Origin of the sequence: Microbacterium terrisoli (assembly GCF_030866805.1) — a bacterium.
Lineage (GTDB): Bacteria > Actinomycetota > Actinomycetes > Actinomycetales > Microbacteriaceae > Microbacterium > Microbacterium terrisoli.
Genome location: NZ_CP133019.1, coordinates 1,891,663 through 1,916,172, shown reverse-complemented (window position 1 = coordinate 1,916,172; position 24,510 = coordinate 1,891,663). Strand labels below are relative to the sequence as shown.

At 69.5% G+C, this 24,510-nt stretch carries 21 protein-coding genes; 12 read left to right on the top strand and 9 right to left on the bottom strand.

Annotated elements, in window-relative coordinates; translation table 11 throughout:
• A complete protein-coding gene (locus QU603_RS08240) occupies window positions 1-651 on the top strand; it encodes a DUF1990 domain-containing protein (RefSeq protein WP_308490913.1) in 651 nt (216 codons plus the stop codon).
• Window positions 651-1,868, top strand: a complete 1,218-nt coding sequence (hemW, locus tag QU603_RS08235) for a radical SAM family heme chaperone HemW (RefSeq protein ID WP_308490912.1) — start codon at window positions 651-653, stop codon at window positions 1,866-1,868. Before QU603_RS08240 ends, hemW begins: the two co-directional genes overlap by 1 nt.
• Window positions 1,869-1,926: 58 nt before the next feature.
• Here hemW and QU603_RS08230 read toward each other — a convergent pair whose 3' ends face one another.
• On the bottom strand, window positions 1,927-4,368 hold the full coding sequence (locus tag QU603_RS08230; protein ID WP_308490911.1) for a DNA gyrase/topoisomerase IV subunit A: 2,442 nt from the start codon (window positions 4,366-4,368) through the stop codon (window positions 1,927-1,929).
• A gap of 59 nt (window positions 4,369-4,427) precedes the next feature.
• On the opposite strand from QU603_RS08230, the gene QU603_RS08225 reads away from it, so the two are divergent.
• Window positions 4,428-5,555, top strand: coding sequence for an alkaline phosphatase family protein (locus tag QU603_RS08225; protein WP_308490910.1), 1,128 nt, complete (start codon window positions 4,428-4,430; stop codon window positions 5,553-5,555).
• Between the two features lie 42 nt (window positions 5,556-5,597).
• Here QU603_RS08225 and sepH read toward each other — a convergent pair whose 3' ends face one another.
• Window positions 5,598-6,641 (bottom strand): septation protein SepH, encoded by a 1,044-nt coding sequence (gene sepH, locus QU603_RS08220; RefSeq protein WP_308490909.1) that lies wholly within the window; start codon window positions 6,639-6,641, stop codon window positions 5,598-5,600.
• A gap of 220 nt (window positions 6,642-6,861) precedes the next feature.
• Here sepH and QU603_RS08215 point away from each other — a divergent pair, with 220 nt between their 5' ends.
• Window positions 6,862-7,155: a DUF4193 domain-containing protein gene (locus tag QU603_RS08215; protein WP_308490908.1), complete on the top strand. Its 294-nt coding sequence runs from the start codon at window positions 6,862-6,864 to the stop codon at window positions 7,153-7,155.
• A gap of 98 nt (window positions 7,156-7,253) precedes the next feature.
• Here the strand turns inward: QU603_RS08215 and QU603_RS08210 are convergent, their stop codons facing one another.
• Window positions 7,254-7,736, bottom strand: a complete 483-nt coding sequence (locus QU603_RS08210; protein WP_308490907.1) for a DUF3093 domain-containing protein — start codon at window positions 7,734-7,736, stop codon at window positions 7,254-7,256.
• Between the two features lie 12 nt (window positions 7,737-7,748).
• On the opposite strand from QU603_RS08210, the gene dut reads away from it, so the two are divergent.
• From dut to QU603_RS08180, 6 genes are all read left to right on the top strand, one after another.
• A complete protein-coding gene (gene dut, locus QU603_RS08205; RefSeq protein ID WP_308490906.1) occupies window positions 7,749-8,204 on the top strand; it encodes a dUTP diphosphatase in 456 nt (151 codons plus the stop codon).
• Window positions 8,201-8,791, top strand: a complete 591-nt coding sequence (locus QU603_RS08200; protein ID WP_308490905.1) for a DUF3710 domain-containing protein — start codon at window positions 8,201-8,203, stop codon at window positions 8,789-8,791. Before dut ends, QU603_RS08200 begins: the two co-directional genes overlap by 4 nt.
• Window positions 8,788-9,657 carry a DUF3159 domain-containing protein gene (locus tag QU603_RS08195; RefSeq protein ID WP_370655288.1) on the top strand — a complete coding sequence of 290 codons (870 nt, stop codon included), beginning with the start codon at window positions 8,788-8,790 and terminating at the stop codon, window positions 9,655-9,657. The genes QU603_RS08200 and QU603_RS08195 overlap by 4 nt, the downstream gene beginning before the upstream one ends.
• A 136-nt stretch (window positions 9,658-9,793) precedes the next feature.
• Complete coding sequence (gene acnA, locus QU603_RS08190) at window positions 9,794-12,604, top strand: aconitate hydratase AcnA (protein WP_308490904.1); 2,811 nt, start codon at window positions 9,794-9,796, stop codon at window positions 12,602-12,604.
• Between the two features lie 207 nt (window positions 12,605-12,811).
• Window positions 12,812-14,761, top strand: coding sequence for a 1-deoxy-D-xylulose-5-phosphate synthase (dxs, locus tag QU603_RS08185; RefSeq protein WP_308493980.1), 1,950 nt, complete (start codon window positions 12,812-12,814; stop codon window positions 14,759-14,761).
• Window positions 14,762-14,833: 72 nt separating this feature from the next.
• Window positions 14,834-15,292 (top strand): hypothetical protein, encoded by a 459-nt coding sequence (locus tag QU603_RS08180; protein WP_308490903.1) that lies wholly within the window; start codon window positions 14,834-14,836, stop codon window positions 15,290-15,292.
• Between the two features lie 45 nt (window positions 15,293-15,337).
• Here QU603_RS08180 and QU603_RS08175 read toward each other — a convergent pair whose 3' ends face one another.
• The 4 genes from QU603_RS08175 to QU603_RS08160 form a co-directional block, all read right to left on the bottom strand.
• Window positions 15,338-17,482, bottom strand: coding sequence for a 3-hydroxyacyl-CoA dehydrogenase NAD-binding domain-containing protein (locus QU603_RS08175; protein ID WP_308490902.1), 2,145 nt, complete (start codon window positions 17,480-17,482; stop codon window positions 15,338-15,340).
• A 9-nt stretch (window positions 17,483-17,491) separates the two neighbouring features.
• On the bottom strand, window positions 17,492-18,697 hold the full coding sequence (locus tag QU603_RS08170; RefSeq protein WP_308490901.1) for a thiolase family protein: 1,206 nt from the start codon (window positions 18,695-18,697) through the stop codon (window positions 17,492-17,494).
• 73 nt (window positions 18,698-18,770) lie between these two features.
• A complete protein-coding gene (locus tag QU603_RS08165) occupies window positions 18,771-19,991 on the bottom strand; it encodes an HRDC domain-containing protein (protein WP_308490900.1) in 1,221 nt (406 codons plus the stop codon).
• The gene (locus QU603_RS08160; protein ID WP_370655287.1) at window positions 19,984-20,565 is read right to left on the bottom strand and encodes a DUF3000 domain-containing protein; all 582 of its coding nucleotides are present in this window, start codon (window positions 20,563-20,565) and stop codon (window positions 19,984-19,986) included. The genes QU603_RS08165 and QU603_RS08160 overlap by 8 nt, the downstream gene beginning before the upstream one ends.
• A gap of 25 nt (window positions 20,566-20,590) precedes the next feature.
• Between QU603_RS08160 and QU603_RS08155 the strand changes: the two genes are divergently transcribed.
• Window positions 20,591-21,796 (top strand): alpha/beta hydrolase, encoded by a 1,206-nt coding sequence (locus QU603_RS08155; RefSeq protein WP_308490899.1) that lies wholly within the window; start codon window positions 20,591-20,593, stop codon window positions 21,794-21,796.
• Window positions 21,797-21,828: 32 nt separating this feature from the next.
• On the opposite strand, the gene QU603_RS08150 is transcribed toward QU603_RS08155, so the two are convergent.
• Window positions 21,829-22,263 (bottom strand): SufE family protein, encoded by a 435-nt coding sequence (locus tag QU603_RS08150; protein WP_308490898.1) that lies wholly within the window; start codon window positions 22,261-22,263, stop codon window positions 21,829-21,831.
• 22 nt (window positions 22,264-22,285) lie between these two features.
• The gene (locus QU603_RS08145; RefSeq protein WP_308490897.1) at window positions 22,286-23,203 is read right to left on the bottom strand and encodes a sulfurtransferase; all 918 of its coding nucleotides are present in this window, start codon (window positions 23,201-23,203) and stop codon (window positions 22,286-22,288) included.
• A gap of 255 nt (window positions 23,204-23,458) precedes the next feature.
• Between QU603_RS08145 and zapE the strand changes: the two genes are divergently transcribed.
• Window positions 23,459-24,442 (top strand): cell division protein ZapE, encoded by a 984-nt coding sequence (gene zapE, locus QU603_RS08140; RefSeq protein ID WP_308490896.1) that lies wholly within the window; start codon window positions 23,459-23,461, stop codon window positions 24,440-24,442.
• Window positions 24,443-24,510 lie beyond the last annotated feature (68 nt).

The following is a 24,510-nucleotide window of genomic DNA, read 5'->3' as shown; positions in this document are numbered from 1 at the left end:
ATGCGCCGAGGGACCTTCCGTGACGAGACGGTGGACTACGCCGCGGTCGGGGCGACGCAAGCGCCCGACCTGATGCAGTATCCGCCCGAGCGCAGCACGCCTGCACACGAGTCGTGGCGTCTCGGCAGCGGCGAGGCGCGCTTTCAGACGGCGTCCGAAGCGCTGCTGTCCTGGCGCGCGCAGCGCGACGGGGGCCTTGCCGTGACCGACGTGCGTCCGGCCGCGGGCCCGATGTACTCCGGCGTGAGCTTCGACGACGAAGGGCACCCGGTGGCACCGAGCAGGCTCGAAGCCGACCAGCGGTTCGACGCCGACGGCACTCCTTGGGTGGGGTCGGGAACCACCATCCACGTGCGCGGACGCGTGGCCGGCATGAAGGCCGACGGCGAGTTCCGCGTCATCTTCGCGATCGAAGAGCCTCGTCGCGTCGGTTTCGCTCTCGGCACCGTGGGCGGCGCGGTGGTCACCGGCGAAGAGTCGTTCATGATCGACTGGTACGACAACGACGAGGTGTGGTTCACGGTGCGGGCGTTCGATGCGCCGCGCGCGTTCCTGTACAAGGTGTATCCGCCGTTCGTCAGGCGCCGCCGCCGCGCGCTTTTCCAGAGGTACCTGCGGGCGATCTCGCCGTTGTACTCGACGCCGGCCTGATGGGCTCGGCTCTTCCGGTCGGTGACCCCGCACCCGCCGACGGCGCACTCCCGACCGACCTGCCGGTGAATGCGGCGACGCCGTTCAGCGTCTACCTGCACGTCCCGTTCTGCCGCGTGCGCTGCGGATACTGCGACTTCAACACCTACACCGCCACCGAGCTGCACGGAGCCCGGCAGGACCAGTATGCCGATACCCTGCTGCAGGAAGTGCGCCTGGCGCGCGGCGTACTGGGAGACGCCGACGCGCTGCGCCCGGCATCCACCGTCTTCTTCGGCGGGGGGACTCCCACACTGCTGCCGGCCGGTGATCTGGCCCGCATGCTCGCCGGTGTCAAGGACGCGTTCGGGCTGGAGCCCGGTGCCGAAGTCACCGTCGAGGCGAACCCCGACACGGTGACGGATGCTGTGGCCGATATGCTCGCGGACGCGGGCGTGACCCGCATGTCGATCGGGATGCAGTCCTCCGTGCCGCACGTGCTGGCTGCGCTGGATCGCACGCACGACCCCGACAACGTGGCGACGGCGGTGGATGCGGCGCGCCGGGCCGGACTGGATGTCAGCGTCGACCTGATCTATGGGGCGCCGGGGGAGTCGCTGGAGGACTGGCGCGCCTCTGTCGAGACCGCCCTGGGTCTGGATCCCGACCACGTCTCGGCGTACGCGCTGATCATCGAAGACGGCACGAAGCTTGCGCGGCAGATCCGCCGCGGCGAGGTGCCCGCGCCCGACGACGACCTGCAGGCCGACATGTACGAACTGGCCGACGGACTGCTGGCAGACGCGGGATTCGCCTGGTACGAGCTGTCGAACTGGGCGCGCGGTGCCGCGCACCGTTCACGCCACAACCTCGCCTACTGGCGTGGAGCAAACTGGTGGGGATTCGGGCCGGGCGCGCACAGTCATGTCTCCGGCCTGCGCTGGTGGAACGTGAAGCACCCGTCGGCGTATGCGCAGCGCCTCGCTCTGGGCCAGTCGCCGGCCGCAGCGCGCGAACGGCCGGGCGCGACCGCCCGTGAACTCGAATCGGTGCTGCTGCGCACGCGTCTCGCCGAGGGGATGCCGATCGCGGAGCTGCCCGGCGACCGCCGGACGGCCGTCGCGGGCCTGATCGCCGACGGCCTCGTCGACGGCGCCGCAGCCGTGGCAGGGCGCACCGTGCTGACGTTGAAGGGGCGGCTGCTGGCCGACGCCGTAGTGCGTGCGCTCACGGACTGAGCCGGTGTGCGGGTCGCTGCGTGGCGGGTCAGCGCAGGTCCCGTCAGCGCCGGAGCGCTCAGACGATCGCGGTGCCCACGGCGCCGATGACGGCGTCCAGCGGCGTGCCCGAGCCGTCGCGGCGGGCGCCGCCCTCCGGCAGGGCGCGCACGGCGCCGTCCGGGCCGACCGCACGCGGCTGTGTGCCCACCCAGGCGAGGGTCAGGACGTCTTCCCCCTTCAAGAGGCGCTGCGCGCGCACACCACCGGTGCCGCGGCCCTTGGCGGGGAACTCCGCGAAGTCCGACACCTTTCCGCTGCCGGTGTCCGCGCCGGCCAGCGCCTGGGTGGAGCCGGCCACGGTGACCACCACGGCATCCTCGGCGTCCGCCGGCACAGCCCCGAAGAACAGGGCCTCCGCGTCGGCACCGAGCCGGATGCCGGCCATACCGCCGGCGGACCGGCCCTGCGGGCGCACCGCCGATGCGCTGAAGCGCAGCAACTGCGTGTCGGTGGCCACGAACACCAGCTCGACGTCGTCGGGCGCCGGCACCGCACCGATCACCCGGTCGCCGGGCTTGAGCGAGACGATCTCGACCTCGGTCTTGTTCGAGATCTCAGAGGCCGCCACGCGCTTGACCACTCCGTGGGCGGTGCCCAGCGCGATCGGCGGCGTCTCGGCAAGCGGCACGATCGCCACGACGTGCTCGCCCTTGGCCAGCGCCAGATACTGGTCGACGCGGGTGCCCGCGCCCAGCTGCACCGAATTGCCGGGGACGGCCGGCAGATCCACCGGCGAGAAGCGCACGAGGCGCCCGGCCGAGGTGACCGCGCCCAGGTCGCCGCGCACGGTGGTGTCGACCACGCTGCGGATCGCGTCGTGCTTCGAGCGGCGCGAGGGGGCGAGCACGGGGCCGTCGGCGGTGTCGGCACGCACCATGCGGCCGGTCGCCGACAAGAACACGCGGCACGCGGTGTCGGCGATCTCCAGCACGGGGGTCTGGCGCGACGAGCGGGCCTTCGCCGGCGCGCCGTCCAGCAGCAGCGTGCGCCGGGGGGTCCCGTACGCCTCAGCGGCGGCATCCAGCTCCCGCGCCACCTGCTGACGCAGCAGCACCTCGCTGCCCAGCAGCTCGACGAGCTCGGCGATCTGGGCGTTCAACTGGTCGCGCTCGGTCTCGAGCTCGACACGGGAGAACTTCGTCAGACGCCGCAGGCGCAGCTCGAGGATGTACTCGGCCTGCGGCTCCGACAGGTCGAAGACGTCGCGCAGACGCGTGCGCGCCTGATCCGCGTCATCGGACCCGCGGATCACCTGGATGACCTCGTCGATGTCGAGGATGGCGATCAGCAGCCCCTCGACGAGGTGCAGTCGCTCACGCCTGCGCGCCAGCCGATACTCGCTGCGCCGGGTGACGACCTTGATCCGGTGATCGAGGTAGACGCGCAGCAGCTCGCGCAGGCCGAGCGTCTGCGGCTGGCCGTCGACGAGGGCCACGTTGTTGATCGAGAACGAGTCCTCGAGGGGGGTCAGCCGGTACAGGTGCTCGAGCACGGCTGCCGGATCGAAGCCCGTCTTCACGGTGATCACCAGCCGCAGCCCGTGCTTGCGGTCGGTGAGATCGGCGACGTCCGACACGCCGGTCAGCTTCTTGGCGGTGACGGCGTCCTTGATCTTCTCGATCACACGCTCCGGACCCACCAGGTAGGGCAGTTCCGTCACGATCAGACCCGTCTTGCGCGGCCCGACCGGCTCGATCGAGACCTTCGCGCGGGTGCGGAACGCGCCGCGGCCCGTCTCGTAGGCCTCTTTGATGCCCTCCACGCCGGTGATGATGCCGCCGCCGGGCAGGTCGGGCCCCGGCACGAACTCCATCAGCTCGGCCAGGGTCGCATCCGGGTGCTCGAGCAGATGCGCGGCAGCGGCGCTGACCTCGATGAGGTTGTGCGGGGCCATATTGGTGGCCATGCCCACCGCAATGCCGGAGGCGCCGTTCACGAGAAGATTCGGGAAGGCCGCCGGCAGCACCTCAGGCTGCTGGAACTGGCCGTCGTAGTTGGGCACGAAGTCCACGACGTCTTCGTCGAGGCTCTCCGTCAGGGCCAGGGCGGGGGGAGCGAGGCGCGCTTCGGTGTATCGAGAGGCGGCCGGTCCGTCATCGAGCGAGCCGAAGTTTCCGTGCCCGTCCACGAGCGGCACGCGCAGCGTGAACGGCTGGGCGAGGCGCACGAGGGCGTCGTAGATCGCGCTGTCGCCGTGCGGGTGGAGCTTGCCCATCACCTCGCCGACGACGCGCGCGCTCTTCACGTGCCCGCGGTCGGGGCGCAGCCCCATCTCGGCCATCTGGTACAGGATGCGCCGCTGCACGGGCTTCAAGCCATCGCGGGCATCGGGCAGCGCCCGGGAGTAGATCACCGAGTACGCATATTCGAGATAAGAGCCCTGCATCTCGGTCGACACGTCGACGTCTTCGATGCGCTCCTCGGTCGGGGTCGAGGCAGTGGGGGGCTTGGCAGGCATGCGTCTCCGGATTTCAGGTCGATGGGGCAGCACGGTCAGGATGTGCGAGACTGGCCCCGATGACCCTCAGCCTACCGGCCGACCCACCGCGGGCCCGGAGCCTCACCGATGTGGTGCCGCACCTGCTGGCTGCATTGGACGGCGCATCGGAGTGGTTCGCCCCCGCGCGCAGCGCGATCGTGTTCGTCGTCGACGGGCTGGGCGCCCAGAATCTCTCCGCCCGCTCGGGCCACGCACGGTTCCTGAGCGCCGCGCGCGGCAAGCGCGACGTCGCGCGCACGGTGTTCCCCTCCACGACGGCCGCGGCACTGACCAGCTTGCTCACCGGTGCGCCGGTGGGCGAACACGGCATCGTCGGGTATCGCGTGCGGGTGCCCGGCACCGATGTGGTCGCCAACCAGCTCAAGGGCTGGGAGCAGGGCAAGATCGATCCGCTCACGTGGCAGCGCGCCCAGCCGATCATGGCTCGTGAGGCCGCTGCCGGCCGCCCCTGCTTCGTGGTGTCGCTGCCGAAGTTCGCGCACTCCGGCTTGACCGAGGCGACTCTGCGCGGCGCGCAGATGCACACGGCCGCGACGGTGGGCGAGCGCGTTCTCATCGCCGCAGACCTCGCGGCGCGGCATCCTGGAGCCCTGGTGTACGTGTACGCGCCCGATCTCGATGCGGCGGGGCACAAGTACGGCTGGGAGTCCGAGGAGTGGACGGCGGCACTGGAGGGGGTGGATGCCGCGGCCCGCGAGCTTGCCGCCTCACTCGCTCCGGGGGTCGGGGCGATCGTGACGGCCGACCACGGCATGGTGGACGTGCCCCGGCACCGCCAGCTGCTGCTGAGCGACGGCGACGGCCTCGTCGACGGTGTGCGCCACATCGCCGGCGAGCCGCGCATGCTCCAGCTGTACGCCGAGGAGGGTGAGGCCGCGCACGTGCTGGACGCATGGCGTTCGGCCGAGTCGGGGCGTTCGTGGGTGCTCTCGCGTGAAGAAGCCGTCGCCGGAGGGCTGTTCGGCCCTGTGGACGATGCGGTCCTCCCGCGCATCGGCGATGTGCTGGTGGCCGCGCGCGGCGGCGTGGCTTACTACGACGATCGGCTCGACGACAAGGCTCCGCAGAAAATGATCGGTCAGCACGGGTCGTTGACCGACCAGGAGCGCCAGGTACCCCTCATCCGGCTCGGTGCCTTCGCCTGATCGCGGGCGCGCGGCAGGGAGCCGGGCGGCACCTGCCCGCGATCAGCTGTCGTCGCTGCGCGCGCCGAAGACGATCTCGTCCCAGGACGGCATCGAGGGCCGGCCCTTGCGCTTGCCGTCCGTCGGGGCGGCCGCGCGTCGGTCCTGCGTCGCGGCGTGCTCGGGCGCATCGGCGTCCTCGGGTCCGGGCTCGGGCTCGAGTGCATCGAAGAGCGCGACCGGCGAAGACACGGGTGCCGTGAGCTCATCCTGCTCGGTGGGCAGCGGGCTGCGCTGGCCACGACGTCGGCGCAGCGCCTCGAGCAGGTCCGCCGTCTCGCTGGAGGTCTGCGACTGCTCGGGAGCGCGCTTGATCGCCGCCCTCTGCACCGCAGCGGAGGTCGGCGTCGTCGAGGCCGGTGCGGTCGCAGCGTCGTGGGCGGCGGCCAGCAGGCGCCGCGGACCGAACTCGATGCCGTCGTCGAGGTCGAGGGGTGTCTCTTCGGGTGCTGGTGTGTCCAGCGCGCGCAGGCGCGGGATCAGACCGTCCGGCAGCGGCCCCTGGCGGGACAGCTGGGTCGCGTCGGCGTTCTTCGGCGACAGTGTGCTGCGGCGAGGGTCGAACCCCCACCGCGCGTCGTGCGCGACGTCGGATGCCGTGAACTCGAGCTTGAGCATCCATCCACCGGGCTCTTTCCAGCTGGTCCACCGCTCGCCGACGGCACCGGCATCGTGCAGCTTCGCGCGGACGGCGTCGCCGAACGTCGGCGATCCGTCGAGGTCGCCGGCCACGAGCACCGGGACCGACAGCGCCTGGCCGACCATGTGCTCGCGTTCTGCAAGTACGGGCGCCGCGTAGCGCTCGACGTCGTCGACGGTGATCTGCAGGGCCTCGGCGACATCTTCGGACGACAGGCCCGCTCGCACGCGGGCCTGGATGTCGCGCGGGCTCGGCCGGGGACCCCGGTTTGCGGCGTCGTCGGCACGGTGCGAGCGCTTCAACTCCGCGCGCAGCACAGCATCGACGGCCAGGGTGAAGCGCTGCCCGGATTCGGTCGCCAGGACGAGGGCTTCGTCTTCCGATCCGATGACTCTGAGCTGTTCCATGCGAACCGCGCCTTTCCGTCTGCGGGTGTGCGCCCATGTTCGCATGCGAGACCGCTGAGAGCGGGAATATCGCGGGCGTGCCGCCCGTTTCACCGCAGGACTGAAGCGGCGGAGGGCACGTCGGCGGAACGTGCATTTGCGAAAAACCCCGGCGTCATGCAGACTATCGCCGCTCGTTAGGGCAGACACCACACATCTGGGAAAGTAGAGACCTTCAGGAATGGCCACCGATTACGACGCACCCCGCAAGACCGAGGACGACAGCGAGTCGATCGAGGCCCTCAAGGAGCGCGTTCCGGACAAGCTTTCGGGGTCGGTCGACGCTGAGGACGCCGACAACCCCTCGGGCTTCGAACTGCCGGGCGCAGACCTGTCAGACCTCGAGCTCGACGTCGTCGTGCTGCCTCCGCAGCTCGACGAGTTCACCTGTGTGAGCTGCTTCCTTGTGAAGCACCGCTCGCAGCTGGACCATGAGAGCGCAGCAGGACCCATCTGCACCGAGTGCGCGGCCTGATCGCCGTTCACTCACCGCAGCACGGTCGCGCTCCGCGACCACAGCACGCCGTCGCCACAGCGACGGCGTGCCTCAGTTGCGCACGGCGACGGCGTGCCTCAGCTGCGCAGCTGAGCGCGCCGGATGGCGGCGGCCAGTCGGTCGGGCGTGCGCGACGAGATGACCCACTCCGGCGTGGGGTCGTCGGGGTCGGTGACGGTGATCCGCACCAAGCCGTCGACGCCGCCGCGGATCAGATGCCACGCGTCGCGGCGCAGCCCTGGGCCACGGCCTTGGCGTGCCTGTTCGCCGACCATGATCTCGGCGGAGCCGAGCAGTCCCACCGGGATGTGGGCGCGTCCGGCCCGCAACTCGCCGCCGGCGACCTCGACCTGGGGCGAGGTTGCGATCAGCAGGGCGACCAGCCCGACGGCCACGGCGATGCCGATGGGCAGGCCGAGGGCGCGGTCGAAGGGGGCGAGCACCAGCGCGACCATGGGCGCGACGACCGCCGCCGCCCCGATCGTCCACAGCGACGGCGTGAGCCGCTCGTGGTAAGTGCGGGCTGTGGCGGGCGTGGTGCCGCGTGATGTCTTCTGCATTACCCTCGTGGAGTGACCGAAACCGTGGACGTCCCCATTATCGCCCCCGGGCTTCCCGCCTATGCGCACCCCGGTGACGCCGGGGCGGATCTGACCTCCACCGAAGCGCTGCGGCTCGAGCCCGGTCAGCGTGCCCTCGTGGGCACCGGCGTGCGCATCGCACTGCCCGACGGCCATGTGGCTTTCGTGGTCCCGCGCAGCGGCCTGGCCACCAAGCACGGCATCACGATCGTCAACAGCCCCGGCACGGTGGACGCCGGCTACCGGGGCGAGCTGAAGGTCACCCTCTTGAACACGGACCCGACTGAGCCGTACGACATCGCCGTCGGCGACCGCATCGCGCAGCTGATCGTGATGCCCGTCGCTCGTGCGCGGTTCATCCCCGTCGACGCGCTGCCCGACAGCGCGCGCGGCGAGGGTGGATTCGGCTCCACCGGCTATCAGAACGAGATGAAGGAACACTCATGACAGACGCCACGCCTCAGGCGGGCAAGTCCGCGCCCGGCGATCGCGAGACGGCCGGTCCCTTCGACGACAGCGAAGCCAACCCGGTGCGCCCCTACATCGACCTGGGCGGCATCAAGATCCTCCCGCGCGAGGGTCTCAACCTTCGCCTCGAGGTGGAAGAGCAGTCGCAGCGGATCGTCGCCGTGGGGCTGGACTACGCGGGCTCGACGCTGCAGGTGCAGCCCTTCGCCGCCCCCCGCACGGCGGGCCTGTGGGACGAGACGCGCGAGCAGATCCGCCAGCAGGTGCGCCAGCAGGGCGGGCGCGTCGAGGAGCGTGAGGGCCCGCTGGGTCCCGAGCTTCTCGCCGAGGTGCCGGTGGTCGGAGCCGACGGCGCTCCGGGACAGCGGCTGGCCCGTTTCGTCGGCGTCGACGGACCGCGGTGGTTCCTGCGCGGAGTCATCGGGGGAGCGGCGACGGAGAACGTGGATGCCGCGGCTCAGGTCGAAGACCTGTTCCGCTCGATCGTGGTGGTGCGCGGCAGCTCGCCGATGCCGCCTCGCGATCTGATCCCGCTGAAGATGCCCTCGACGCCGGGCGTGGCGTGAGCGATCCCCGCGGATCGGAGCACCCGGACCGGCAGGAGCCTGCGCCCGACGCGTCGGCAGCCGATGCCGAACCCGCGGCCCGCGCAGAACCGGTTGCGGGCGCCGACACGGCGGCCGCCGACCGCACGGACCCGCCCGCCGCCTCCGACATCCTCGGCGCAGCCCTGGGCACCGCCGCGCGGCGTGCGGGGCTGGACCCCTCGAAGGCGAACAGCACCGGGCACGTCGTCTGGCACGCGATGGGCGGATGGCGCGGCATCCTCGAATCCGTCCTCCCCACCCTCGTGTTCGTCATCGTCTGGACGGTCACTGCCGACCCGCGAACGCAAAACGGCAACCTGTGGCTTGCCGTCGGGCTGTCCGTCGGGCTCGCGGCGGTGTTCACGATCGTGCGCCTGATCGCCCGTTCCACGGCGGCGGCGGCCATCGGGGGTCTCATCGCGACGGGAGCGGCGGCCGCGCTGGCGCTGTGGACAGGACGCGCCGCCGACAATTTCATCCCCGGCCTGGTGACCAACGGCGTGTACGGCAGCGTGCTTCTGATCTCGGCGCTGGTCGGCTGGCCGCTGATCGGACTGGCCGTGGGCTGGCTCATGAACGAGGGGACTGCGTGGCGCGGGGGCAAGCGCAAGCGGCGGGCGTTCTTCTGGCTCACGATCGCGTGGGCAGGTCTGTTCGCAGCACGTCTGGCCGTCGAGCTTCCGCTGTTCCTGACCGGCCAGGTGACGGCGCTGGGCACCCTCAAACTCATCATGGGACTGCCGCTGTTCGCGCCGATGGTCGCAGTGACCTGGCTCGCCGTGCGAGCCCTGTATCCGAAGCGCGACACGGACCGCGAGGGTTCTTCGATGCCGGCCGACGGATGATACATTTATCTTGACATCAAGATAAATTGTGTGCCGCGGCGGGTGAGGCCAGCCTTGCTGGCCGCGGCCCGACGCGCGGAGAATGATGGAGGCGCGGGTGCCGCCCGCCTTCCGCCGCCGACGAAGGAGACGAGACGTGTCCACGGTTGACAGCTTCGGTGCGAAGAGCACCCTGACAGTCGGCAGTACCGACTATGAGATCTACCGCGTGGATGCGGTGCCCGGCTTCGAGAAGCTGCCGTTCAGCCTGAAGGTGCTGCTGGAGAATCAGCTGCGCACCGAAGACGGCGCGAACGTCACGAAGACGCAGATCGAGGCGCTGGGGTCGTGGGATCCGAACGCCGAGCCCGACACCGAGATCCAGTTCACCCCGGCGCGCGTGCTCATGCAGGACTTCACCGGCGTGCCGTGCATCGTCGACCTCGCCACGATGCGCGAGGCGATGGTGGACCTCGGTGGCGACGCCACGAAGATCAACCCGCTCTCGCCGGCAGAGATGGTCATCGACCACTCGGTCATCGCCGACCTGTTCGGCACGCCGGACTCGTTCGAGCGCAACGTCGAGATCGAATACCAGCGCAACGGTGAGCGCTACCAGTTCCTGCGCTGGGGACAGACCGCCTTCGACGACTTCAAGGTCGTCCCGCCGGGGACCGGCATCGTGCACCAGGTGAACATCGAGTATCTCGCTCGCGTCACGTTCACGCGCGAGGTGGACGGTGTGCTGCGCGCATACCCCGACACGCTCGTGGGCACCGACTCGCACACGACCATGGTCAACGGCCTGGGCGTGCTGGGCTGGGGCGTCGGCGGCATCGAGGCAGAGGCGGCCATGCTCGGCCAGCCGGTGTCGATGCTGATCCCGCGCGTGGTCGGCTTCAAGCTGTCGGGCGAGATCCCCGCAGGCGTCACCGCCACCGACGTGGTGCTGAACATCACCGACATGCTGCGCCGGCACGGCGTGGTCGGCAAGTTCGTCGAGTTCTACGGCGCGGGTGTCGCCTCGGTGCCACTGGCCAACCGCGCCACGATCGGCAACATGAGCCCCGAGTTCGGTTCGACCGCGGCGATCTTCCCGATCGACGACGTCACCCTGGACTACCTGCGCCTGACCGGTCGCAGCGAAGAGCAGGTCGAGCTGGTGCGCGCCTACGCTCACGAGCAGCACCTGTGGCACGATCCCGACACCGAGCCCGCGTTCAGCGAGTACCTCGAGCTGGATCTGTCCACGGTGGTCCCGTCCATCGCCGGCCCCAAGCGCCCGCAGGACCGCATCCTGCTGTCCGAATCGAAGCAGCGCTTCGAGAAGGACCTGCTCAACTACGCCGATGCCGAGCACGACCTGGTCGACCTCGAGGTCTCCGAGTCGTTCCCGGCGTCGGATCCGCCCTCGAACACGCCCGAGGACGCGCACAGCCAGCACCACCATCACCACCACTCGCACGCGCCGGCCACCGCATCCCACCCGACGCCGGTCGAACTGGCCGACGGTGAGAAGTTCACGATCGACCACGGCGCGGTCACCATCGCCGCCATCACGTCGTGCACCAACACCTCCAACCCGTCGGTGATGCTCGCGGCGGGCCTGCTGGCCCGCAACGCGGCGAACAAGGGCCTGAAGGTCAAGCCGTGGGTGAAGACCACGCTGGCCCCGGGCTCGAAGGTCGTCACCGAGTACTACGACAAGTCGGGGCTCACCGACGACCTCGAGAAGCTCGGCTTCTACACCGTCGGCTACGGCTGCACCACCTGCATCGGCAACTCCGGCCCGCTGATCGAAGAGATCTCGGCCGCCGTCAACGAGAGCGACCTGGCAGTGACCGCGGTGCTCAGCGGCAACCGCAACTTCGAGGGCCGGATCAACCCGGACGTGAAGATGAACTACCTCGCCTCGCCGCCGCTGGTGATCGCCTACGCCCTGGCCGGCACGATGAACTTCGACTTCGAGGCCGACGCGCTGGGCACCGACATCGACGGCAAAGATGTCTTCCTCAAGGACATCTGGCCCGCCGCCGACGAGGTGGAGGCGACCATCGGGTCCTCCATCGATACCGAGATGTTCACCCGCGAGTACGCGTCGGTGTTCGACGGAGACGACCGCTGGCGTTCGCTGCCGACCCCAGTGGGCGCGACCTTCGAGTGGGCGGATTCGTCGACCTACGTGCGCAAGCCCCCGTACTTCGAGGGCATGACCGCCGAGCCCCAGCCGGTCACCGACATCACCGGTGCCCGCGTGCTGGCCAAGCTCGGCGACTCGGTGACCACCGACCACATCTCGCCGGCCGGATCGATCAAGGCCGACAGCCCGGCAGGTCGCTACCTGACCGAGCACGGAGTGGACCGCAAGGACTTCAACTCGTACGGCTCGCGCCGCGGCAACCACGAGGTGATGATCCGCGGCACGTTCGCGAACATCCGGCTGCGCAATCAGCTGCTGACCGATGTCGAAGGCGGGTTCACCCGCGACTTCACCCAGGAGGGCGGCCCGCAGGCGTTCATCTACGACGCGTCGCAGAACTACCAGTCGGCCGGGCTCCCGCTGGTCGTCCTGGCCGGCAAGGAGTACGGTTCCGGCTCGTCGCGCGACTGGGCGGCCAAGGGCACCACCCTGCTGGGCGTGCAGGCGGTCATCGCCGAGAGCTTCGAGCGAATCCACCGTTCGAACCTGATCGGCATGGGTGTCATCCCGCTGCAGTTCCCCGCAGGCGAGTCGGCCGACTCGCTCGGCCTGGACGGCACCGAGTCGTTCGCGATCACCGGCATCGAGCAGCTCAACGCCGGCACGACGCCCAAGACGGTGCACGTGGTGGCCACGCCCACCGACGCCTCGGCGAAGGACGCCGCGCCGGTCGAGTTCGACGCCGTCGTGCGCATCGACACGCCCGGAGAAGCCGACTACTACCGCAACGGCGGAATCCTGCAGTACGTGCTTCGCTCGCTCGTCTGAGCTGCACGAAGCGCCCGACCACGGTCGGGCCGGTGGGGCCGGTTCTCGCGCAGAGCCGGCCCCACCACCGTCTCACCCACCTGATCGGCGGAGACGGGTGGGCCCCCGTGCGGCATCCTGAGGCCGCCGTGCGTGCAGGCATCGGGCGAACAGCCGGGAGTTAGACTGGTGCGCGCATTGCCGGACGGCGAGGCGGGAAGGAGACCGATGGCGATCCTGCCGCAGATCTCCGGGCCGCGTGACCTGGACGCGTTGAGCCTGACCGAACTCGATGCGCTGGCCGCGGAGATCCGGACGTTCCTCATCGAGAACGTCGCTCGCACCGGTGGCCATCTCGGACCGAATCTGGGCGTCGTGGAATTGACGATCGCATTGCATCGCGTCTTCGACTCGCCGGGGGATCCGATCGTGTTCGACACGGGCCACCAGTCCTACGTGCACAAGCTGCTCACCGGGCGGCAGGATTTCAGCGCGCTGCGCTCACGGGGAGGCCTTGCCGGGTACCCGCAGCGCTCCGAGAGCCTGCACGACGTGGTCGAGTCATCGCATGCGTCGAGTTCGCTCAGCTGGGCCGACGGCATCTCACGCGCCTTCGCCCGCACCGGCCGGCGTGATCGTCACGTCGTGGCCGTCGTGGGCGACGGGGCCCTCACCGGCGGGATGACGTGGGAGGCGCTGAACAACATCTCCGACGACAACGACCGCAACCTCGTGATCGTCGTCAACGGCAACGGGCGCTCCTATGCCCCCACGATCGGCGGGATGGCGCGCTACCTGAACCGCATCCGGACCGCACAGACTTACCGCCAGCTCGATGAGCGCTCCGAGCACCTGTTCCGGCGCTTCGGCGCGGTCGGGCGCGCCATGCATCGAGGCCTGCGCGGCGGCACCCGCGGATTCCTGTCGCGGTTCACCGGCAACGAGGCGCTGTATTCGAACCTCGACATCAAATATCTGGGCCCGGTCGACGGCCACGACATCCCCACACTCATCGAGACCCTGCAGCTCGCGAAGAGATACGGGGCGCCGGTGATCGTCCATGCGATCACTGAGAAGGGCCGTGGCTACGACCCGGCGATCCATGACGAGGCCGATCAGTTCCACGCGGTCGGGCGCATCGACCCGCGCACCGGCGAGCCGCTGGGCGCCAGCGCAGGACAGAGCTGGACGGACGTGTTCGCCAGCAGTCTCGAGGCCGCCGGCACCGAGCGGGCCGACATCGTCGCCGTGACCGCGGCGATGCTGCGGCCCACCGGTCTGCTGCCGTTCGCGCAGCGCTTTCCCGATCGCGTGCACGACGTGGGCATCGCCGAGCAGCACGCTGTCGCATCGGCCGCCGGGCTCGCGTTCGGCGGCCTGCACCCGGTCGTGGCGCTGTACGCGACGTTCATGGGGCGCGCCTTCGACCAGGCGCTGATGGATGTCGGACTGCACCGCGCCGGCGTGACCTTCGTGCTGGACCGTGCCGGTGTCACCGGCCCCGACGGTCCGAGCCACCACGGCATCTGGGACCTGGCCATCCTGCAGCTCATCCCGCAGATGCGCATCGCCGTGCCGCGTGACGCCGATCGGCTGCGCGAGGAGTTCGCCGAGGCCATCGCGGTCGAGGACGCACCGACCGTCATCCGCTATCCCAAGGGGTCTGTCGCCCCCGACCTGCCGGCGCTGGAGCGGCTCTCTGACGGCGTCGACATCCTGTTCCGCGGTGACACTCCTGATGTGCTGCTCCTGGGCATCGGCCCGATGGCGCATCTGGCGATGGATGTCGCCGCCCGGCTGCGCGCGCAGGGCATCGGTGCGACCGTCGCCGACCCGCGATGGGCGATCCCGGTGCCGGCATCGGTCGTCGAGCTGGCGGCATCCCACCGGCTGGTCATCACGATCGAAGACGGCATCCGTGTCGGCGGCGTCGGCACGCGGGTGCGGCAGGTCCTGCGCGAGGCCGGCGTCGACACCGCGGTGGACGAACTCGGCCTGCCCGACGAATTCATCGCGCATGCGTCGCGGGACGAGATCCTTCGCGATGCAGGGCTCACAGCGGCCAGGATCGCCCAGGACGTCGTCGGGCAGGTGTTGGGTACCCGTGTTCCCTCCGCGCGCCCTGCGCGTTCCAGAGGGCGCAGAGCGCCAGGCGCCGCCGCACGGCGCACGGACTGACGAGTCCGGTCGACGCAAACCTTCCTGGGCCGCGTGGTCGGGCGCATGCGGGCGCTTCGGTAGCGTGGACGCATGCAGAGCGGTGTGGTGCGCGGCGTGATCGTCGTCGGTGTCGGTGTCGTCTTGGCCGCATGGATCGCCTTCGGACGTGCGCTGTTCGGCATCGCGGGCGACCTGACCGCGGTGTATGCGCTGACCCTGGCGCCGTTGCTGGTGGTGCTGCATCTGTTCATCGGCCAGGGTGTGGTGCGCACCCAGCGCCGCGGCTTCCGTCACCGCCGGGCCACGTTCGGCACGCTCTACGCGTCGTGGGGCTGTGCGGTGATGCTGGGCCTGCTGATCCCCGACATGACGCCCGGTGGGCTCCAGACCATCGCCACCGGTGCAAGCGAACCGGGGCGCGGCATCGCCATCGGCTTCGCCAATCCGCTCGGAGTGATCATGATCGTCTTCGCCGTGGCCGCCCTGGTCCTGGCCCGGGGCGACGCGCACGGGCGCGCCGACGCACCGTCCGAAGACGAGTTGTACTGACCTGACCGCTCGCGGGCGGCCGCGGCATCCCGTCTCCCGAGCGGCTCAGCCGCCGATGCCGCGGATGACCGGGTGGTGGAACGTGTCGCCGAACACGCGCTCGGACGCGCCCTCGCGGTCCAGGTACGGGGACGCTCCTCCGTCGATGAACGGCCAGCCCGCGCCCAGGATCAGGCACAGGTCGATGTCTTCGACTTCGGGCACGACGCCCTCGGCGAGCATCAGATGGATCTCTTCGGCCAGTCCGTCCTGCACCCGACGCAGGATCGTCGCGTCTTCGACCGGGCTGGAGCCCACGGCGGGCTTGAGCACCTTCTCGGCCGCCTTGGTCCATCCGGTCACGCGGCCGCCCTTGTCCTTCTCGACGATCTCGGGCAGTTCGGCCAGCGCGTGGAAGTTCTCGTTCGCGTAGAAGCGCTCCGGGAACGCCTGCGCCATCGTGTCCTGCACGTGGGCGGCGACCTTCCAGCCGACGAGGTCGATCAGCTGGAACGGGCCCATCGGCAGGCCGAGCGGTGCGAACGCCTTCTCGACGCGCTCCACGGGCGTGCCCTCGTAGACGGCGCGCGCGGCCTCGCCCATGACCTTCGCCAGCAGACGGTTCACGACGAAGCCCGGCGCATCGGCGGTGAGCACCGCGTTCTTGCCGAGCCCGCGCGCGACCACGAACGCGGTCGAGAGGGCCGCATCCGACGTCTGCGACGTCTTCACGATCTCGATCAGCGGCATGACCGCCACCGGGTTGAAGAAGTGGAAGCCGACGAGCCGCTCCGGGTGCGCCAGCTTCGACCCGATCTCGGCGACTGACAGCGACGACGTGTTGGTGGCCAGGATCGCGTCTTCGGCGATGATCTGCTCGATCTCCTCGAACACCTGCTGCTTGACGCCGACCTCTTCGAAGACGGCCTCGATCACGAAGTCGCAATCGGCGTATTCGCTCTTGTCGGTCGTGCCGTGGATGAGCCCACGCAGCTTGTTCGCCGTGTCACCGTCGAGGCGGCCCTTGGCCTCGAGCTTGCCGATCTCGTCGCGGATGTAGTCCAGTCCCTTGTCGACGCGCGCCTGGTCGAGGTCGGTGATCAGCACCGGCACCTGCAGCTTGCGCACGAACAGCAGCGCGAACTGGCTGGCCATGAGGCCGGCGCCGATCACGCCCACCTTCGTCACGGTGCGGGCGAGGGCCTTGTCGGGGGCGCCGACCGGGCGCTTCGCGCGCTTCTGCACCAGGTCGAAGGCGTACATGGATGCCGCGAACTGGTCACCGGTGACGAGGTCGGCCAGCGCCTCGTCCTCGCGGGCGAATCCCTCTGCCTTCGTCCCGCTGCGCGCCTTCTCGAGCAGTTCGAGTGCGACGTAGGGGGAGCGGGGGACCCTTCCGATCCGGCTCTCGAGCATTCCGCGGGCCATCTTGATGGCGACGGGCCACTTCACCGTGCGCTCGATCTTGCCCGGCACGCTCTTGCGCTCGACCTTGATCGTGCCGCCGAGCACCCCGTCGGCCCACTTCAGCGAGTCCTCGAGGTAGTTCGCAGAGCCGAAGATCGCGTCGAAGACGCCGTACTCGTACGCCTGCTGCGGCTTGAGCATGCGGTTCTGCTTGAGCGGGTTGGAGATGACGACCTCGAGCGCATTCTCGATGCCGATGAGGTTCGGCAGCAGGTAGGCGCCGCCCCAACCGGGGATGATGCCCAGGAACACCTCGGGCAGCGCGATCGCTGCGGCCGAGGCATCCACCGTCCGATACGTCGAGTTCAGCGCGATCTCCAGCCCGCCGCCCAAGGCCAGGCCGTTGACGAACGCGAACGTGGGAACGCCGAGCTCCGACAGCGACCCGAGCACCTTGTGCCCGAGCTGGGCGACCAGGCGCGCGTTCGCCTTCGACCCGACCCGGGAGATGTCGCTGAGGTCGGCTCCGGCGGCCATGATGTACTGCTTGCCGGTGATGCCCACGGCCTGGATCTCGCCTGCCGCGGCGCGGGCCGCAAGACCTGCCAGGGTCTGACCGAGCTCGGTCATCGTGGCCGGGCCGAGCGTGTTCGGGCGCTTGTGGTCGCGGCCGTTGTCGAGGGTGATCAGTGCGAGCACCTTGCCGGAGGCGAGGCGGATGTCGCGCACGGGGGAGTGCGTGATCACTTCGTCGTCGGTGAGGGACTGGATGGGCGAGAAGTCGATCTCGTCGTAGTTGGTCATTCCGGTGCCTTACTTCTTGCGCTTGCCGTTGTAGTGCGGGTTCTCCCAGACGACCGAGCCGCCCTGCCCGAGGCCGACGCACATGGCGGTCAGGCCGTACCGGACATCGGGGCGCTCGGCGAACTGGGCCGCGAGCTGGATCATGAGCCGCACGCCGGTGGCCGCCAGCGGGTGCCCGAGCGCGATCGCTCCGCCCCACTGGTTGACCCGCGGGTCGTCGTCGGCGATGCCGAAGTGGTCCAGCAGCGAGATCACCTGGATCGCGAAGGCCTCGTTCAGCTCGAACAGGCCGATGTCGTCGATCGACAGGCCGGCCTTGCGCAGCGCCTTCTCGGTGGACGGGATCGGGCCGATGCCCATGATCTCGGGCTGCACGCCGGCGAACGCGAACGACACGAGCTTCATCTTCGGTGCCAGGCCGAACTCCTTGACGGCGTCTGCTCCCGCGATCAGCGACATCGTTGCGCCGTCAGTGAGGGGGGAGGAAGTACCCGCCGTCACCCGGCCGTGGGGCCGGAACGGGGTCTTCAGGCCGGCCAGGTCTTCCATCGTGGTCTGCGGGCGGCGGCCCTCGTCCACGGTGGCAAGGCCCCAGGCGCCGTCGGAGCCCTTGGTGGCCACCGGCACCAGGTCGGGCTGGAACTTGCCGGCATCGTAGGCGGCCTGCGCCTTGTGCTGGCTGAGCATGCCGAAGCGGTCTGCCCGCTCGCGGCTGAGCTGGGGGAACCGGTCGTGGATGCGCTCGGCGGTCACCCCCATGTTCAGTGCGGCGGGATCGACCATGCGCTCGGCCACGAACCGCGGGTTCGGGTCGACGTTCGCGCCGATCGGGTGGTGCCCCATGTGCTCGACGCCGCCCGCGAGGGCGATGTCGTACATGCCAGAGGCGATGGATGCCGACATCATGGCCACACTGGTCATCGCACCGGCGCACATCCGGTCGATCGCGAAACCGGGGACCGACTGGGGCAGGCCCGCCAGGATCGCGACGGAACGACCGAGCGTGAGCCCCTGGTCGCCGGTCTGGCTGGTGGCGGCGACCGCCACATCGTCGATGCGCTCGGCGGGTACGCCCGTGTTGCGCTCCATGAGCCCGATGGTCGCCTTCACGGCGAGGTCATCGGCGCGGGTGTTCCAGTACATGCCCTTTTCGCCGGCGCGCCCGAATGGGGTGCGCATTCCATCGACGAAGTAGACGTCCGAAAGCTCGGCCACTCTGCCTCCAAATGTAGGGATCGCTCCAGCCTATGCAGGTGGTGCGGCAGGGCCCGAACCGGGTGTGGTGAACCTACGAAGCGGCTTCGGCGCTCTCTTCAGCGTCTTGACCGGAAGCGACAAACTCCTCTTGCGCAGAAGCGACAAAGGCATCGGCGATCAACTGTGCTGTTTCTTCAATCTGCCAGTGCCGCGCGCCGAGGTCCGTGAGCTGTGCGCCGATCGTTTCGGCCGACAGAGGCTCCCGCGGCGCCCACGCCACGCGGCGCAGCAGTTCGGGGGTGAGCAGGTTCTCCGGCGGCATGTGCAGCGCGGTGGCGTGTGCCTCCACGACGGGGCGGGCCGCCTTGATGCGCCGCTCGGCCTCGGGGTGGCGTTCATGCCACGACCGCACCGGCGGCAGCCCGTCGCCGCGCACGCGTTCGAGGGGCAGGTCCGATGAGGCGCGGCCGCGCTCGATGGCGGTCCACCAGCGATCGAGCTGCGAACGACTCGCCCGGCCGTTGAACTCCTTCACGCCGGCGAGTTCGCCCTTGCTCTTGGGGTCCGCACGGATCGCCGCCACCAGTGACCGATCGGGCACCAGACGCCCGGGGGAGACATCCTGTTCTCGCGCGTAGTCCTCTCGCGCCGTCCACAGCTCGCGTGCGATCGCGAATGCTCGACGGCCGCGCACGGTGTGCAGGCCGCTCAGCCGGCGCCACGGGTCTTCTCGCGCAGGTTTGGGCGGGCGGGAGAGCTCTGCGGAGAACTCCTCGGCGGCGAAGTCGGCCTTGTGGGTGGCATCCAGCTCGCGGGCAAGCGCGTCGCGCACGTCGGGGAGGTAGACCACATCCAGTGCGGCATACTCCAGCCACGGCTGGGGCAGGGGCCTGGTGGACCAGTCGGCGGCCGAGTGCGCCTTGGCCAGAGTCACTCCGAGGGTGTCTTCGACCACGGCTCCGAGCCCGACGTGCTCGTGGCCGAGAAGGCGCGAGGCCAGCTCGGTGTCGAAGATCGAGGGCGGCTCGAGCGCCAGTTCGCGCAGCGACGGCAGATCCTGGCTGGCGGCGTGCAGAATCCACTCCTCGCCGCCGATGGCCTCTTGCAGCGCGGTGAAGTCGCCGATCGCCGGCGGGTCGAACAAGAACACGCCGGCGTCACGGCGGAACACCTGCACCAGATAGGCCCGCTGGGAGTAGCGGTAGCCCGACGCGCGCTCCACGTCCACCGCCACCGGCCCCGTGCCGTCGGCCAGAGCCTCCACAGCCCTGTGCAGGTCGTCCTGGTCCACCAGCACCTGGTAGTCAGTCACGCATCGTCCTTCGAATCGAGATCACTTCCATGCCCTCCGAGCCCGGTGGCAGTCCCGCAAGCATGCACACCAGTTCGGCCCAGGCATCCACGTGCGGCGCGAGGTCGCCGGAGGGCGACCACGACGCACGCAGCTCGATCTGTGATCCGTCGCCTTCTGCCGCCAGCGAGCCGAAGCCGCGTGACAGCGTCTTGGTCGCGGTGCCGGCCGCGTCGTGATGCTCGGCATCGCGAGCCCGCAACGCATCGATCAACCACGACCACGCGACATCGGCCAGCAACGGATCGCTGCCGATCTCGGGTTCGAGCGGAGCCTGCGCGAAACTCACGATACGCCATGGCCCGGCCCAGGCCTCCGGCTCGTCAGGATCATGCAGGACGACCATGCGCCCCGTGCCGTACGGGGACTCGCCCGTGTCGGGGTCGGGACGCACATCCGCAGCCAGCGCGAATGCGTACGGAGACAGTCCCGTGGGCGCAGGGATCTCGCGCACGGACAGATCGGCGCGGAAGGTCATCGCACGAAGACGCTCGACGACGTCGTCGAACACGGCGGACTGCCCAGTTTCTGCCACCCGGACAGACTAGAGTGAACGGTCGATGAACCACTCCAGGCGCGCCGCACCACGCGGCCCATCCCGTGCCGCCCGCGCAGGTCTCGGTGCGGCGATCGCGGTGCTGACCACCGCTCTGGTGGCTGTGACCGGTGTCTGGGCCGCCGTCTCGGTGCGGGTCGCACGCAAGGTCGTGACGCCGCAGCCGCGCCCGATGGACACGATGATCGTCGGTCTGGACGTGGCGGCGCAGACCATCACGCTCGGGCGGAGCCTCGACACCGAGCTGCCGGGACGATACGGACTCTTCACCTCGGGAACCGCGTCCTACATCAAGCTCGGTTCGGTGCTGGCCGCCGATGCCGCCGGGGTCAAGCGCAAACTGCTGACCGAGATCGGCGCGGATGCGCGACTGTCGGCGCAGGCGGGTTTCAGCGGCTGGTACTACGACGCGCCCGAGCAGTTGCATCTGCCGTTCACGAACGAGCTGATCGGCACATCGCTGGGGCCGAGCCCGGCGTGGCTGTTCGCCGGAGCGCAGGATGCCGACACCTGGGTGATCCAGGTGCACGGGCGCGGTGCGAAGCGTGCGGAGTGCCTGCGTGCGGTGCCGGTGTTCCACGCGGCGGGACTGCCGGTGCTGGTCGTCTCGTATCGCAACGACACCGAGGGGCCGCGCACGAAGGACGGCTTGTACGGGCTGGGCGCGACGGAGTGGCGTGACGTGGATGCCGCGATCGGGTTCGCGCTGCGGCGCGGAGCGCGCCGCGTGCTGCTGATGGGGTGGTCGATGGGCGGCGCGATCGTTCTGCAGGCCTCACTGAACTCGGCACACCGCGAGGCGATCGTCGGGCTCGTGCTGGACTCGCCGGTGATCGATTGGAAGTCGGTGCTCGATTTCCAGGCGCGGCTGCTGCGCCTGCCCGAACCGGTCACCGACCTCGCGATGAACGCCTTGCAGACCAACTGGGCCGCACCCCTGACGCGCACGCGGGCCATTCCTCTTGATCGCCTCGACATCGTCGCGCGCGCGGCCGAGCTGCGGCATCCGATTCTCATCCTGCACAGTGACGACGACGGCTTCGTGCCCTCCGACGCTTCGCACCGACTCGCTCAGGCTCGGCCCGACCTCGTCGACCTGGAGGTGTTCCAGGTCGCCCGCCACACGAAGCTGTGGAACTACGACTCGGAGCGGTGGACGCTCGCGATCACCGATTGGCTCGACAGAAAGGCGATCGCCGCGCACGCATGAGCGCACGCGGCGACCGCCTCACAGTCCGCGGGTCACGGGGTGCGGCTGAGCCGCACCTGGCGCTGTGCACGCGCCAGCATTCCCGTCATCCCTGAGATCCGCAGCGGCGAGACCGCGCGGGTCAGGCCCAGAGTCTGGGGATAGTCGCCGGGGATGTCGAGCACCTCGTCGACCGACAGACCCGTGATGCCCTGGGCCAGAATGCTCGCGAACCCGCGCGTGGTCGGCGCCTCGATCGGGGCGGTGGCGTGCATGGCCACCCGTCCCTGGTCGTCGACCTCGGTCACGATGAACACGGGGGACTGGCACTCGGCCACTCGCTCCGTCAGCTCCGGATGATCGCGGAACCGCTCCGGCACGTCCGGAAGCTCTCGAGAGAACTCCAGCAGCAGCTGCAGCCGGTCAGGCTCATCCAGCTCGAGGAACTCGTCGCGGATCTCAGCCAGTGTGTCGGGTACGTGCGTCATCCTCGCCCTTGTCGTCGCTGCCTCAGACACCCGCCGCCACAGTGGCGGGAATCTCCCCGGGCTCGCTGCCGGCCACGATCGGCACGCGCACTGCCGAGCCCCACTCGGTCCACGAACCATCGTAGTTGCGCACATTGGCGAAGCCCAGCAGGTGCTGCAGCACGAACCAGGTGTGGCTGGAGCGCTCACCGATGCGGCAGTACGCGATGATCGGCTCCGCGTCGGTCAGGCCCACCTCGTCGCGGTAGATGGCCTCGAGGTCGGTGCGGGACTTGAACGTCCCGTCGTCGGCCACGGCACGCTTCCACGGCACGCTCTTGGCGCTGGGGATGTGGCCTCCGCGCAGCGAGCTCTCCTGCGGGTAGTCGGGCATGTGCGTCTTGACGCCGCTGTACTCCTCGGGCGAGCGCACGTCGATCAGCGGCTTGCCCAGGTGCGCCAGGACGTCCTCCTTGTAGGCACGGAGCGCGGTGTCGTCGCGCTCGATCACGGGGTAGTCGGTTGCAGGCCGGGTCGTCGGCTCGGTCGTGACCGGGCGCCCTTGGGAGATCCACAGGTCGCGGCCGCCGTCAAGGAGGCGCACGTCCTCGTGACCGAACAGCGAGAACACCCAGAGCGCATAGGCTGCCCACCAGTTGTTCTTGTCGCCGTAGATCACGATGGTGTCATCGCGCGAGATGCCCTTCTGGCTGAGCAGCTTGGCGAACCCTTCGCCATCGACGTAGTCGCGCACGACCGGGTCGTTCAGCTCGGTGTGCCAGTCCACCTTGACCGCACCGGGGATGTGCCCGGTCTCGTACAGCAGCACGTCCTCGTCGGACTCGACGACGACCAGGCCGGGCTGGCCGAGGCGCTCCTGCAGCCAATCGGCGGTCACGAGACGCCCTGGTTCGGAGTACTCAGCGAACTTCGTGGACGTGGTGTCGACCTCGACGGACATGACAGGCTCCTTGGTTCTGGGATCCCGTGCCGGCTGGGTTTCGCCACCAGGACATTGTCGGGATCAGGGTGTTTTCGGGCGGACGGCGTAATCTGGACACCGTCTCGCTTTCGAGACTAGCCGCCCGCTCGGGCGCCGGATCCTTTCCTTCACAATCCGAAATGCTCGGCCATCTTCCGGCATGTTCGGCGTCAGGAGAACACCCTCTTGCCCAACGGAACCCAGCCTCCCGCAGTCGTGCACCTGACCGACCGAATGCCCCAAGTGAGCGGAAGCGAGATGGTCGCAGCGCTCGTGCCTCCGCCGCAGTTCGCGCAGGCACGGTTCGACACCTATCGGCCGGACAGCGACTACCCGTCGCAGCAGTCGGCCAAGGAGCTGCTCGAAGTCTTCAGCTCACCGGGGGTGCCGGCGCCGCGCGGCGGCCTGTTCCACCGTGCCAAGAAGCAGCCTGAGGCAAAGCCGGGCGTGTACCTGGACGGCGGATTCGGCGTCGGCAAGACCCACCTGCTGGCCTCCATCTATCACGCGATGCCCGCACGGCGGAAGTACTTCGGCTCCTTCATCGAGTACACGGCCCTGGTCGGGGCGCTGGGATATCAGAAGACGGTGGAGCTGTTCCGCGGCTCGCAGCTGCTGTGCATCGACGAGTTCGAACTTGACGACCCCGGCGACACGATGGTCATGACCCGGCTGCTGGGCGATCTGGTGGCCACCGGCACGCGGCTGGCTGCGACATCCAACACGCCCCCGAACGCGCTGGGCGAGGGGCGGTTCGCCGCGCAGGATTTCCTGCGCGAGATCCAGGCGATGAGTGACAGCTTCCGGACCGTGCGCATCGACGGCACGGACTATCGCCAACGCGCCATCGACGGCGTCGCGATCACGCTCGACGACGCCACGTACGCGGCGGCGGTGGATGTCGCGGCCGGCCGGGTCGCCTCGGACGACGCGTTCGCAGCCCTCGTCGCACACCTCGCCAAGGTGCACCCTTCGCGCTACCTCCGCCTGGTCGACGGCGTCGACGTGATCGGTCTGCGCGATGTCGTGCAGCTGGACGACCAGTCCGCCGCGCTGCGGCTGGTCGCGTTCATCGACCGCGCCTATGACGCGCAGATCCCGATCCGCGCGACCGGGGTCGCCCTCAGCGACGTGTTCAGCGACGAGATGCTCGCCGGCGGCTACCGCAAGAAGTATCAGCGTGCGATCTCGCGGCTGATCGCCCTGACCACCTCCTGAAACATGACGTTCACACAGGAGCATCTGCTGTAACACCCACGAAATGCGCGGCGACGGTCGGCGAAACC